We start from the raw sequence: 12,910 nt of genomic DNA, 5'->3' as shown, positions 1-12,910 counted from the left end.
CCTTCCCGTCCGAAGACAGCTAGGCCGCCGCTTCGATCCGATCACACAACGCATGCCCGATCAGGATATGCATTTCCTGAATACGAGCGGTCACGGGACTGGGCACCACCAACAGCGGATCGGCCAATCCGACCATCTCACCACCATCGCGGCCAGACAGACCGGCGGGAACCATACCGATGGCACGGGCCGCCCTCAGTGCCTTCAGCACATTGGCGCTGTTGCCCGAGGTCGAGATGCCGATAGCGACATCGCCGGGTTGCCCCAACGCCTCGATCTGGCGGGCATAAATGTCGTCGAACGAAAAATCGTTGCCGCAGGCGGTCAGGATCGAGCTGTCGGTGGTCAGCGCCAGCGCCGCCAGCGCCCGACGGTTGACCCGATAGCGGACCACCAGCTCGGCGGCAAGGTGCTGGGCGTCCGCGGCACTGCCGCCATTGCCGAAGAGCACAATCTTACCACCCCCGGCCAGGGCGGCGATACAGGCTTCGACCAGATGGCGGAACGGCTCGCGCACGGCGGGGCCGGTCAGGGCCAGCACCTCGGCATGTCCGGCAATCTGGTCGTCAAGAAAATCGGCGAAATCCACGGCGTCGGACTCCTCTCGGCACGGTAAGGTCGATGATTACCGCGCTGCACTCGCGGCGGCAATGCTTATCCCGCCGACCGGCGCCCCCGCATTGCGCCCGGCGCCATCGGCGGCCGCTTGGCTCCATCATTGCCTGTCGCGGCAGGGTCGAACCCATCCATCAGCAGGCGCAGCCGAGGCAAATAGACACTTTTATGAACGCTTTGCCAACGATCCAGACGCCACACCCGCTCGTCGGCCTGGATCTGCGGCGGACAGACATAAATCCCGGCGGTCACCATCCGACCCGCCGAATCTATGGCGGCGATGGTGCCGACATCGTATTCCCAGCCCTCATAATAGGCCAGCCGCGCCCGGTCCAACGGGGTCAGACCGCCAACCAGATGTCCCTCGACCCGTCCGCCGGGATGAGGACGCAGCATCGGATAGGACCGCCCGGCGACGTGAACCCGACGGACGCCGCGCACCAAGGCTGGTTCGGTCCTCACGGCGTCGAGGGAATGCCCCAGCACCAGGGCCAGAACATCGGCATCCATCAGAGTGCCGAAAAAGAACATCGGCATCGAGATCCCGGCTGCCTTCATGGCAGATAGCGCCCGCGTAGATGGGCCGCGAACACGGCCGGATCGAGCGGGCGTCCGGTGGCGGCGACCATCAAATCGGTGGTTGAAAGCGACGAGGCCTTGCCGTGAATCTCGGCGCGCAACCAATCGAGCAGAGGCCGGACCTCGCCTCGGCTCAACGCGTCGGTCATGCCGGGAATCGCACGACGGGCAGCGTCGAACACTTGGGCGGCGGTCATCGCCCCCAGAGTATAAGTAGGAAAGTACCCCCACGACCCACTATACCAATGAATATCCTGCAAACACCCCAGGCGATCGTTTGGCGGCGTAATGCCGAGCAGGCGGCCATACCCCTCGTTCCAGGCGGCTGGCAGGTCTTCCAATTCCATCCGTCCCTCGATCAGCGCCCGCTCCAACCGATAGCGGATAATGACATGGGCGGGATAGGTAACCTCGTCGGCATCGACACGGATGAAGCCGGGTTCGACCTTGATACCCCGCCGGTATAGCGCTTCGGCGTCCCAGGCGGGACCGTCGCTATCGAAAGCGGCGCGGATCGCCGGAGCGGCGAACGTGGCGAAAGCGCGCGAGCGAGCCACCTGCATCTCAAACAGCAAGGATTGCGATTCGTGCATCACCATGCCGCGAGCACGGCCGACCGGCTGGTGACGCCAGCGTCCGCCCGGTAGGCCGAATTCATACAGAGCATGGCCGGTTTCGTGAATCACCCCCATCAGAGCCGAGACGAAATCAGTCTCGTCATAGCGGGTGGTTATGCGGGTATCGTCGGCATGGCCGCCGCAGAACGGATGGTGCGAAACGTCAAGACGCCCCCGGTTAAAGTCAAAGCCAAGGCGGGTCATCATATCGAGCCCAAGCGTGCGCTGGCATTCGACCGGGAACGGGCCGGGCGGCGGCGCGGGCGGCGGATTGTAGCTCTGCGCCTCCAGCACCTCGGCCAGGAAGCCGGGCAGAAAGCCTTCCAAATGATCGAAGACCGGATCGATCGCGGCGGCCCGCCCGCCCGGCTCGTATTGATCGAGCAGAGCGTCGTATAACCCAACCCCCAACCGCTCGGCCTTCACCGCGCCGACCTCGCGCACCAAAGCCAGCAACGCTTTCAACGACGGCAACACCTGAGCGAAATCGGCGGCGGCGCGGGCCTCGCGCCACACCATTTCGCAGGCGGCTTCGGCCCGAGTCACCGCTTCGACCAGATCGGCAGGCAACGCGGCGGTATGAATCCAGTCGCGCCGCATCTCGGCCAGATTAGCCCTTTCCCACGCGTCCAGCGGTTCGGTCCCGGCAGCGTCGAGCAGATCGGGCAGGTCCGGCGCGGCCAGGATCTGGTGATGCAGCCCGCGCAGGACGGCGAACTGCTCGGCACGCGATTCGGCGCTGCCATCCGGCATCATCGTCGCCATGTCCCAATGCAGAATCGATAGGGAATCTCCGATCACCGACGCCTTGTGGAACCGGGCTTCAAGCTGGGCATAGGCGCTGGTCATGGCGGATCATGTCTCGCGATAGGGGGAGGATCTGACGCTTCCACCAAGGATAGACCATGGCTCCGGCGGCAGGAAATCGTATAATCGCCCCCTATCCCTTCCCTCGATCAGGAGTCGCGCCGCCATGTCAGCCCAACCGAGATTCGCCGTGATCCTGTCGGGCTGCGGCGTCTTTGATGGAACCGAAATTCACGAATCGGTTCTGACCCTGCTGGCCATCGACCGGCTGGGCGGAGTCTATCGCTGCTATGCCCCCGACCGGGACCAATTGCATGTCGTCAATCATCGGACCGGAACCGTCGTCCCCGACGAAACCCGCAACGTCCTGGTCGAGTCGGCCCGGATCGCTCGGGGCACGATCACCGATCTGGCCGAGTTCGATCCCGAAGAGTGCGATGCGCTGATCCTGCCGGGCGGCTTCGGCGCCGCCAAGAATCTGTGTGGTTTCGCCATCGATGGACCGGGCTGCGCCGTCGATGCCCCCACCGAGCGGGCGATCCGACTGATGCTGGCGGCAAAGAAGCCGATCGGCGCGTTGTGTATTGCCCCGGCGCTGCTGGCGCGGGTTATCGGCGATGGAATCGATGTCACCATCGGCAACGACAGCGGCACCGCCGCCGCCATCGATGCGATGGGCGCGCACCATCGCATCGCCGGGCCGGGCGAGGTGGTGATCGACGCGACGCACAAGATCGCGACCTCGCCTTGCTACATGCTAGATTCATCGATTGGAACGATCGCCACCGGGGCGGAAAACACCGTCCGCGCCCTGCTGACCTTGATGGGGCGCTAGACGTTGACCTTCACCGAGGAACAAACCCACCGCTATGCCCGGCACATCCTGCTGCCTGAAATCGGGGGAACGGGACAGGCGCGACTGCTCAGCTCGCGGGTTCTGGTGGTCGGGGCTGGCGGTCTCGGCTCGCCGCTAATCCTGTATCTCGCGGCGGCCGGGGTCGGAACGATCACGGTGATCGACGACGATACGGTCGAGCTGTCGAACCTGCAACGTCAGGTCCTGCATAATATGGCGCGGCTGGGCCTGCCCAAGGTCGAGAGCGCCGCCGCCGCGATCGCCGACCTTACCCCCGATGTCCGGCTGGTGCCGGTTCGTGCCCGCCTGACCGCAAGCAATATCGACGCCTTGATCGCCGATCACGATCTGGTTGCCGATGGATCGGATAATTTCGAGACCCGATTCCTCATCAACGATGCCTGCCGCCGGGCCGGGCGGACCCTGGTATCGGCGGCGATCCGCCGCTTTGACGGTCAACTTTCGACGTTCCGTCCCGATGGGCCGTGCTATCGCTGTCTGCACCCCGAGGTGACCACCGATGGAGACGGGCCGACCTGCGCCAATGCCGGAGTGCTGGGAGCCGTCGCCGGAACATTGGGCACGATGCAGGCAACCGAGGTGATCAAGGAATTGCTGGGGATCGGCGAAAGTCTATCCGGTCGCCTGCTCCGCTACGACGCATTGAAGACGACGGTCAGCATCGCCCGCCTGAAGCGTGATCCCGCCTGCTCGGTTTGCGGCAATCATGACTGAAGCGGATCGACCCGAGACCGGGGCGTTGGCACTCGTGGTGTTTTCCGGTGAGTTCGAGAAGGTTCATTACGCTCTGGCGATGGCCGCCGCCGCACTGGCCTGTAACCGCGCCGTTACCCTCTTTTTTACCATGGCAGCCACCCGCGCCCTGGAACGGAGTGCGGCGGACGGACATCCGGGCTGGGCCAAGCTCGCGACGGGACAAAGCGGGCAAACCGCGCCAGACATCGACACCGCCTTTCGCGCCAGAGGCATCGCCGGATTCGAGGATCTGCTGGCTGCCTGCGTCGCATTGGGAGCACAGGTGATGGTGTGCGAGATGGGGTTGCGCGCGCTTGACCTCGGTCAAGATACGCTACGAAGCGACGTTCCGCTCCGTCCCGGTGAGCCNCGNNACCCGCTCGGCCGAAGCCCTGGCTCTGACGCACCGATTGGTCGGAACCGACCGTCATCCCGCTTAACCCTGGCCCGAAAGGATCCCACGGACATGCATCCTGTTTTGCTCTTCGCCACCGGACTGGTGACTGGAATTGTCGGCGTCCGCGCCTTGAAAAATAGCGGCAAGGGTAAGGACGCCCTGGAGTCTCTTAGCGGCAAGACCCGCCATGGCCTGGATCAGGCCAAGAGCGGCCTGCGCGACGCCACCGTTTCCGGCCTGACCGCGATCGAGAAATCATCTGCCAGCCTGCGCGGCAAGCTGACCCCCGCCGCTCCGGCTCCCACCGAGCCGCCCGAGGCCGGGAACACGCCATGAAGCGGGGCAAAGGCAAAGCCGCGAAACGTAAGGCCGGAACCGAAGCGGCGACGGCCTTTGCACGCGGCTTCGTCACCACCGGCCTTCTCAGCATGTTTCAAGACCGGCTGGAGCCGGTTTCGCCCGCCCCGAGTGGCCGCAAGATCCTGCGCCACGCTCTTCAGGGCGGCGCGGCCTTGTCCGCCGCGACAATGGTGGCCGAAGCGTTGCGACAGCGCGATTACCCGACTGTCCTGACGGCGGCGGCGCTGGGCGCGGGCGGCGTACTGGCGGCGGAATACCTGCTGACTCATGGATCATCCGAACGGAACGAGGAGACTGGCTTTGGCCAAGAAAAAGAAGAAATCTAAGAAAAACAAATACGGCAAACGCGGTCTTCCGGTGGGGAATCCCCAGGCCGGGACGGGTGGCCTGTTCGCCGGTCTGGGCCGGATGCTGCCTGCGGGACGGACTGAACAGTTCCTGCTCGGCGCGGCAATCGGCGCTGCCGCCGCCTATGTCCTCAGCGACGAGGAACTGCGCGGCAAGCTGATCCGCTCGGGGGTCAAGCTCTATTCCGGGCTGGTCGGCGGACTTGAAGAAGTGAAGGAGCAGGTCGCCGACATTCAGGCCGAGCTTCAGGCCGAACAAAGCGGCGCTGCATGATCCCGGACGCCGGCTGGATTGACGCGGTGGAGGTAGTCCACCGCGTTCCGGGACGGGTTCGGCTGCGCTATCGGTCGCACGGCAGACCGATCGCCACCGCCCCGCTGGTGCGGGCCGTCTCCGAGCTGGACGGTGTTACCGCCGCACGGATCAATCCGGCTGCGCGTTCGCTGATCCTTTCCTATGACCCGGCCGAGACCGGAGCCGAGGCGTTACGCGCCTCGGTCGCCGCCTTGCTGCCAACGGTCCAGCCGGAAACGGCTCCCGCCGCCGCGCCAAAGACGTCTTCCGGGCTGGGGTCCAGTCTGATGACCTTGCTGATGACGCCGCTGCTCCCCGCGCCATTGCGGCTGCCGGTGGCACTGGCCGCCGCCCTGCCGCTGCTGCGGCACGGGGCCGAGGATTACGCCGAGAACGGGGTGACCTCGCACGGCCTGGAAGCGATGGCGGTCTCGATCTCGCTGGCGCGGGCCGACTACACCGCCGCCAACACCACGACGTTCATGCTGGCGCTGGGCGAGCATCTCGAACATTCGGTCGCCCGCCGCTCCGACGATCTGCTGAAGCATCTGCTGCGCCCGTCCAGCGACGAAATCTGGGTGATGCGGGACGGCGAAGAGGTGTTGATCCCCGCCGCCGAAGTCGTCGTCGGCGATACGGTGGTCGTTGGCACCGGCACGGTGATCCCGATCGATGGCACGGTGCTGTCGGGAGAGGCTACCGTCAACGAAGCAGCAATGACGGGCGAAAGCGTCTCGGTCGAAAAAAGCCGCGGCTCTCTGGTCTTGTCTGGAACCCTGGTCGAAGAAGGACGGCTCTCGATCTATGCCGAACAGGTCGGCCGCCGCACCGCCGCCGCCCGCATTGCCGATTATGTCGAGCAGTCGCTGGTGGTCAAAAGTGAAGCGCAGTTGGAAGCGTCGCGACTGGCCGACCGGCTGGTCCCGCTGGTGCTGAAACTGGCCGGAGCCGCTTTCGTGGTGTCCGGCGACTGGCGGCGCGCCGCCTCCGTGCTTCAAGCCGACTATTCCTGTGCCCTGAAGCTGGCCACCCCGGTCGCGTTCAAATCGGCGATGTACGGCGCGGCACGGGCGGGCATCCTGGTCAAGGGAGCCAGTGCGCTGGAGCGACTGGCCCAGGCCGATACCTTTGTCTTCGACAAGACCGGCACCTTGACCACCGGCCTGTTGCAGGTGACCGACGCCATCGCCTTCGACCCGACCTTTACCCCCGACGATCTGATCTGCCTCGCCGCCTCGGTCGAGGAACATTACTTCCACCCGCTGGCGATGGCGGTGGTCACCGCCGCCCGCGCCACCGAGAATCATCGCCATTTCGATCACCAGGAAGTTCAGTTTATCGTTGCCCATGGCGTTGCCAGCGTGATCGACGGCAAGCGAATCGTCGTCGGCTCTCGCCATTTCGTCCAGGAAGACGAAGGCATCGACATCACCCCGCAGACCGAGATCATCGACCAACTATACCGTGACGGCAAAACCCTACTGTTCATCGGCTTTGGCGGACGGCTGCTGGGCGTGATCGGGTTGAAGGATTCGGTGCGCCCCACCACCGTCGCGACCTTGCGCCGCCTGCGCGCCCTGGGAGTCCGCCGCATCCTGCTGCTGACCGGCGATCATCGTGACCGTGCCACCGAACTGGCCGACGAACTGGGCCTGGACGAGTGCCATTCAGAATTGATGCCCGAGGACAAGGCTCGCATCATCGACTCGCTCGCCGCTCAGGGGGCGCGGATCGCGTTTGTTGGCGACGGAATCAACGACGCCCCCGCCCTGGCCGGGGCTCATGTCGGCATCGCAATGATGAAGGGGGCCGATATCGCCCGCCTGACCGCCGACGTCGCCTTGCTGGAGGACGATATCGAGTGCGTTGCCGATGCCAAGGCCGCCGCCAAAGCTGCAATGGACCTGATCGCCACCAATTACCGCCTGACCGTCGGCCTGAACACCGGCATCCTGTCGGCGGCGGCGCTGGGGATGCTGTCACCGATTTCGACTGCGATCCTGCATAACGGCACCACGCTCGGCATTCTGCTTAACGCGCTGCGAACCCGGAAGCTACGCGCGGAGCGGCGCTGAGGCTCCCAGTCCCGATTGTGGCGGGATGACGGTCGCGACCGATCCGAGGCATTGCATTCGGCGCAGAGCGCGTTGGTTCAGCGCGCGATTGCGTCCGATCACCGGCCATGTCACAACTGCGCGGCTGGAATTGGCGGCTCGCGCCCGCTGGCCAGCTGGCAATTTCGGCGCGAAGGAGTGGTGTTGATGGCTCGTCATGTGCGCAAGGCCGTGTTTCCCGTTGGCGGCATGGGCACCCGTTTCCTGCCCGCTACCAAGGCGATGCCCAAGGAAATGCTGCCGGTGGTCGACAAGCCGCTAATTCAGTATGCGGTTGAAGAGGCCGCTGCCGCCGGGTGCGAACACTTTATCTTCGTCACCGGGCGCGGCAAGAACGCGCTGGAAGATCATTTCGATCACGCTCCCGAGCTGGAACGCACCTTGAAGGAGCGCGGTAAGTTCGATCTGGTCGAAGCGGTCACCAGTTGGATGCCCAAATCAGGCCAGATTTCCTATACCCGCCAGAGCGAGCCGCTGGGTCTCGGTCACGCGGTATGGTGCGCCCGCGATCTGGTCGAGGACGAACCGTTCGCGGTTCTGCTCCCCGACGATCTGATTTTGTCGAAGACTCCGTGTCTGCGCCAGATGGTCGCGGTTCACACCGAAGTCGGTGGTCATGTCGTCGCCGTTTCCGATGTCCCGCGCGAGCACACCAAGCGCTATGGCATTCTCGATGTCGAGACCGACAATGGCCGCATCGCCAAGGCGCGCGGTCTGGTTGAGAAGCCCGAGCCGGAATTGGCCCCATCCACCCTGTCGATCATCGGCCGCTATATCCTGCACCCGGTCGTATTCGAAGTGCTCGACCGCAAGGAAAAGGGCGCAGGCGGCGAAATCCAGCTCACCGACGCGATCAGCCAGACGATCGGGACGGTGCCCTTCCACGGCCTGCGCTTCGAAGGCAACCGCTACGATTGCGGCGACAAAGTCGGCTGGCTTGAAGCCAACGTCGCTTTCGCCCTCGACCGCCCGGATATTAGCGACGCCGTTCGTTCGGTCCTGCGCCCGTTCCAGTTCTGATCCTCAAGGGGGGTCTTCGTATCATGCGTATCGCAATGATCGGCACCGGCTATGTCGGGCTTGTGTCGGGAACCTGTTTCTCTGAATTCGGCATCCAGGTCGTTTGTGTCGATAAAGATGCACGCAAGATCGACCTGCTGCGTCAGAACGTGATGCCGATCTACGAACCGGGATTGGACGAACTGGTCGCCGCCAATGTCGAGGCGAACCGCCTGTCCTTCACCACCGATCTGAAATCGGCGGTCGCCGAAGCCGATGCGGTCTTCATCGCCGTCGGCACGCCATCGCGGCGCGGCGACGGCCATGCCGATTTGTCCTATGTCTATGCCGCCGCCGAGGAAATCGCGGACGCCCTGAACGGCTATACCGTGATCGTTACCAAATCGACGGTGCCGGTCAGCACCGGCGACGAGGTTGAACGGATTATCCGGGCACGCCGCCCCGATGCCGAGTTCGATGTCGTATCCAACCCCGAATTCCTGCGCGAAGGGTCGGCGATCAACGACTTCCTGCGCCCCGACCGGGTGGTGATCGGCACCGAATCCGAACGCGCCCGCAAGGTGATGAAGCAGCTTTACCGGGTGCTCTACCTGATCGAGACGCCGATCGTCTTCACCTCGCGCCGCACCTCGGAACTGATCAAGTACGCAGGGAACACCTTCCTCGCCACCAAGATTTCCTTCATCAATGAAATCGCCGATCTGTGCGAGAAGGTCGGTGCCGACGTTCATGACGTCGCCAAGGGGATCGGGCTGGACGGCCGTATCGGTAAGAAGTTCCTTCACCCTGGTCCCGGCTATGGCGGGTCGTGCTTCCCCAAGGACACGCTGGCCCTGGTTCAAACCGCCCGTGACTTCAACTCGCCCCTGTCGATCATCGAACAAGTGATCGCGGTCAACGACCGGCGGAAAAAAAGCATGGCCGACCGGGTGGTCGCTGCCTGCGGCGGTTCGGTTTCCGGCAAGGCCATCGCCGTGCTGGGCCTGACCTTCAAGCCCAATACCGACGACATGCGCGATTCCCCCTCAATCGACATCGTGGCCGGGTTGATCGGGGCGGGCGCCACCGTCCGCACCTTCGATCCCGAAGGGATGGGCGAAGCGAAGAAACTGCTGCCGTCTCAGGTGATTTACTGCGACGATGCCTACGCGACCTTGCCGGGAGCGGAATGCCTCGTCATCGTCACCGAGTGGAATGAGTTCCGCGCCATCGATCTCGATCGGGTCAAGACCCTTCTGGCCGCCCCCCGCATCGTCGATCTGCGCAACGTCTACGAACCTGCCGAGATGCAAGAACTCGGGTTCGAGTATTACAGCATCGGCCGGGTGTAACCGAGACAGTCCCTTGCCGCCTCGCCGAGGAGCCGCCATGAAACGGATCGTTCTGCGTATTGGTATCGCCCTGGCCCTGATTGCCGCCATCACCGCCGCGTTGGCTCTGCGTCAACACGGTTCCGACCCGGCCCCAACGGCGGCCGGTCCCTCTTTGCACATCACCGGCACCTATGCCGACGATTGGCAGGAGAATTGCGGACCATTGACCGGCGCGGCACAAGTCAGCTGCAACGATCGTCTTAATGCCAAATATGGCCGCGTCGAGGACACTCCGGTGCCGAAGGCGGACAAGTAAGACCCACCCTCTGCGTATCCTTTTCTCTTCCTCTCCCCCAGGACGAGGGAGAGGAAGGGATCGCCATTCCTAACTTCCGCTGCCACACCGATTGTGGATCAGCGCCATGAACTCGCGCCGGGTTTCGGAATCGTCGCGAAACACGCCCAGCATCCGACTGGTGACCATGGTCACCCCGGCCTTGCGGACGCCCCGCGTCGTCATGCATTGGTGGGCGGCTTCAATCACCACCGCGACCCCCTTCGGCTGCAACACCTCGTTGATGGTGTTGGCGATTTGAGCCGTCAGCTTTTCCTGAATCTGGAGGCGCCGGGCATACACCTCGACGACGCGGGCCAGCTTGGAAATTCCCACCACCCGCCGGTCGGGCAGATAGGCAACGTGAGCGACACCGATAATCGGCACCATATGATGTTCGCAATGGGATTCGAGGCGGATGTCGCGCAGCAGCACCACCTCGTCATAGCCGTCAGTTTCTTCGAAGGTCCGGTGGAGAATATCGACCGGGTCCTGTTCATAACCCGAGAAAAATTCCTCATAAGCGCGCACAACCCGATCGGGAGTGCCCACCAGCCCTTCGCGCGCGGGATCGTCACCGGCCCAGCGGATCAGAGTGCGAACCGCCGCCTCGGCCTCGGCGCGGGAAGGACGGTCGGAAACGACGGGACAAGCGCCGGAAAGCGGACGCGGGGGGATATCGTCAGCGGTCACGGGAGAAAGCCTCCGATCAATCAGTTAAGGCTGGGGCGGTCGTGCGGACTGTCCAACGAAAAGGCGGGAATGACGATCTCGAAGCGTTCGCCCCCCTCGCCTTCCATCTCGTAGCTGCCATGCATGATCCCAGACGGGGTCGTGAGAGGCGCGCCGCTGGTATATTCGAAACTCTCGCCGGGGCGAAGCACCGGTTGCGCACCGATGACGCCCGATCCCCTTACCTCCTGACTGCATCCGGTGGCATCGGTGATGATCCAGTGGCGGTTCAGCAGTTGGACGGTACTCAGACCGAGATTCTCGATACGGATACGATAGGCCCAAACATAACGGCCCTCGTCCGGGGCCGATTGTTCTTCAAGAAAGAACGGACGAACCGTCACCGTGATGTCGCGGGTGGTGTGGCTGTACATGGCGGGGGGAGCCTCCTCGAACCGGACGGGGCAAGCGGGGGAAGACGGTGGCCACCGACCTCCGACTTCCCCCATGCAGTGTATTCTTTTGTCAGGTTCCAACCCAGCCTTATTGGTGTCAGCCCTGGGCGGCGTCGAGAGCTGCCCCCAGATCGGCCGTCAGATCAACAATGTCTTCGAGACCAACCGAGAGACGCAACATCCCCTCGCCGATCCCCATCGCCAGCTTGTCCTCGACGGACAGGCGCTGGTGGGTGGTGGTCCAGGGATGGGTGATCAGACTTTTTGCATCGCCCAGATTGTTCGAGATGTCGATCAGATGAAGAGCATCGAGCAGCCGGTAAGCCGCCGACTTGCCGCCCTTCAGCTCCAACGCGATCATCGTTCCGCCCGCGCGCATCTGCCGCATCGCCAGATCGTGCTGCGGATGGCTGGCCAGCGCCGGATAGAGCGCACGGGCGACGGCGGGATGACCGTCAAGCAATTGAGCCAGCGCCAGGGCGTTGGCGGTCTGGCGCTCGACGCGCAGGCCCAACGTCTCAAGCCCCTTCAATAGCAGCCAGGCATTGAACGGCGACATCGCCGGACCAGTATGACGCAAATACGGCCCCAGCACGTCGTTGCAGAATTCGGCGCTGCCAAGAACCGCGCCACCCAGGCAACGACCCTGGCCATCGATATGCTTGGTCGCGGAATAAACCACCACGTCGGCACCGAGTTCCAACGGACTTTGCAGAACCGGGGTGGCGAAAACATTGTCAACCACCAGCCGCCCTCCGGCGCGGTGAGTCAGCTCGGCCACTGCCGGAATGTCGATGATTTCCAGCGTCGGATTCGATGGTGTCTCGATCAGGACACACGCGGTCGGACGGGACAACGCCCGTTCCCAGCCGGGAAGATCGCCGCAATCGACGAACTCGCGCTCGACCCCAAAGCGGGGCAAAAGATCGTCGATGATCCATTGCGACGAACCAAACAGCGACCGCGACGCCACCAGCCGGTCACCTGCCTTCAACTGGCACAGCAGAGAGGCATGCACCGCCGCCATCCCCGAAGCCGTGGCGCGGCACGCTTCGGCACCTTCGATCGCGGCCAGACGATCCTCGAACGCGGCCACGGTCGGATTACGGAAACGGGAATAGACCATCCGCTCGCGGGTGCCGTCGAAGCTCTCTTCCGCTTCCTGGGCGCTGTCATAGACATAGCCCGAGGTCATGAATAACGCCTCGGCGGTTTCATGAAACCCGGTCCGGGCCAAACCGGAACGGATGGCACGAGTCTGAGGGCTCCAGCTCTTCGGATCGGTGGGAAGTCGTTCGCTCATCGGTCTTGCCTCCTTAAGGCATGCACAATCTGCTGGTCTGACCGGCAAATGGCCGCACTGAGAGGCACCG

14 protein-coding genes are annotated in these 12,910 nt (G+C 63.8%); 8 read left to right on the top strand and 6 right to left on the bottom strand.

What is annotated here, in order from left to right; translation table 11 throughout:
- Positions 1 to 19: 19 nt before the first annotated feature.
- From PHAMO_RS10560 to PHAMO_RS10550, 3 genes are all read right to left on the bottom strand, one after another.
- On the bottom strand, positions 20 to 589 hold the full coding sequence (locus tag PHAMO_RS10560; RefSeq protein WP_002729185.1) for a D-sedoheptulose 7-phosphate isomerase: 570 nt from the start codon (positions 587 to 589) through the stop codon (positions 20 to 22).
- 65 nt (positions 590 to 654) lie between these two features.
- Positions 655 to 1,173 carry a gamma-glutamylcyclotransferase family protein gene (locus PHAMO_RS10555; RefSeq protein ID WP_002729184.1) on the bottom strand — a complete coding sequence of 173 codons (519 nt, stop codon included), beginning with the start codon at positions 1,171 to 1,173 and terminating at the stop codon, positions 655 to 657.
- Positions 1,170 to 2,660 carry a carboxypeptidase M32 gene (locus PHAMO_RS10550; protein WP_002729182.1) on the bottom strand — a complete coding sequence of 497 codons (1,491 nt, stop codon included), beginning with the start codon at positions 2,658 to 2,660 and terminating at the stop codon, positions 1,170 to 1,172. Before PHAMO_RS10550 ends, PHAMO_RS10555 begins: the two co-directional genes overlap by 4 nt.
- Positions 2,661 to 2,784: 124 nt before the next feature.
- On the opposite strand from PHAMO_RS10550, the gene elbB reads away from it, so the two are divergent.
- From elbB to PHAMO_RS10500, 8 genes are all read left to right on the top strand, one after another.
- Entirely contained in the window at positions 2,785 to 3,453 is a 669-nt protein-coding gene (elbB, locus tag PHAMO_RS10545) for an isoprenoid biosynthesis glyoxalase ElbB (RefSeq protein ID WP_002729180.1), read from the top strand.
- A gap of 3 nt (positions 3,454 to 3,456) precedes the next feature.
- The gene (locus PHAMO_RS10540; RefSeq protein ID WP_002729178.1) at positions 3,457 to 4,209 is read left to right on the top strand and encodes a HesA/MoeB/ThiF family protein; all 753 of its coding nucleotides are present in this window, start codon (positions 3,457 to 3,459) and stop codon (positions 4,207 to 4,209) included.
- Positions 4,210 to 4,959: 750 nt separating this feature from the next.
- Positions 4,960 to 5,313: a hypothetical protein gene (locus PHAMO_RS10525; protein WP_002729174.1), complete on the top strand. Its 354-nt coding sequence runs from the start codon at positions 4,960 to 4,962 to the stop codon at positions 5,311 to 5,313.
- Positions 5,288 to 5,608 carry a hypothetical protein gene (locus PHAMO_RS10520; protein ID WP_040566740.1) on the top strand — a complete coding sequence of 107 codons (321 nt, stop codon included), beginning with the start codon at positions 5,288 to 5,290 and terminating at the stop codon, positions 5,606 to 5,608. The genes PHAMO_RS10525 and PHAMO_RS10520 overlap by 26 nt, the downstream gene beginning before the upstream one ends.
- Positions 5,605 to 7,704: a heavy metal translocating P-type ATPase gene (locus PHAMO_RS10515; protein WP_002729171.1), complete on the top strand. Its 2,100-nt coding sequence runs from the start codon at positions 5,605 to 5,607 to the stop codon at positions 7,702 to 7,704. Before PHAMO_RS10520 ends, PHAMO_RS10515 begins: the two co-directional genes overlap by 4 nt.
- Positions 7,705 to 7,890: 186 nt before the next feature.
- On the top strand, positions 7,891 to 8,763 hold the full coding sequence (gene galU / locus PHAMO_RS10510) for a UTP--glucose-1-phosphate uridylyltransferase GalU (protein WP_040566779.1): 873 nt from the start codon (positions 7,891 to 7,893) through the stop codon (positions 8,761 to 8,763).
- Positions 8,764 to 8,786: 23 nt separating this feature from the next.
- Entirely contained in the window at positions 8,787 to 10,094 is a 1,308-nt protein-coding gene (locus PHAMO_RS10505) for a UDP-glucose dehydrogenase family protein (RefSeq protein WP_002729169.1), read from the top strand.
- A 37-nt stretch (positions 10,095 to 10,131) separates the two neighbouring features.
- A complete protein-coding gene (locus PHAMO_RS10500; RefSeq protein ID WP_002729168.1) occupies positions 10,132 to 10,392 on the top strand; it encodes a hypothetical protein in 261 nt (86 codons plus the stop codon).
- 69 nt (positions 10,393 to 10,461) lie between these two features.
- On the opposite strand, the gene folE is transcribed toward PHAMO_RS10500, so the two are convergent.
- The 3 genes from folE to metZ all read right to left on the bottom strand — a co-directional run bounded on the left by folE (position 10,462) and on the right by metZ (position 12,840).
- On the bottom strand, positions 10,462 to 11,103 hold the full coding sequence (gene folE / locus PHAMO_RS10495) for a GTP cyclohydrolase I FolE (RefSeq protein ID WP_002729167.1): 642 nt from the start codon (positions 11,101 to 11,103) through the stop codon (positions 10,462 to 10,464).
- Positions 11,104 to 11,123: 20 nt separating this feature from the next.
- Positions 11,124 to 11,516 (bottom strand): Co2+/Mg2+ efflux protein ApaG, encoded by a 393-nt coding sequence (apaG, locus tag PHAMO_RS10490; RefSeq protein ID WP_002729166.1) that lies wholly within the window; start codon positions 11,514 to 11,516, stop codon positions 11,124 to 11,126.
- A 118-nt stretch (positions 11,517 to 11,634) separates the two neighbouring features.
- The gene (gene metZ, locus PHAMO_RS10485) at positions 11,635 to 12,840 is read right to left on the bottom strand and encodes an O-succinylhomoserine sulfhydrylase (RefSeq protein WP_002729165.1); all 1,206 of its coding nucleotides are present in this window, start codon (positions 12,838 to 12,840) and stop codon (positions 11,635 to 11,637) included.
- Positions 12,841 to 12,910 lie beyond the last annotated feature (70 nt).

The organism is Magnetospirillum molischianum DSM 120, assembly GCF_000294655.1.
Taxonomy (GTDB): domain Bacteria; phylum Pseudomonadota; class Alphaproteobacteria; order Rhodospirillales; family Magnetospirillaceae; genus Phaeospirillum; species Phaeospirillum molischianum.
Note: the sequence above shows the minus strand (reverse complement) of the source record. Positions and strands in the feature narration are given on the sequence as shown.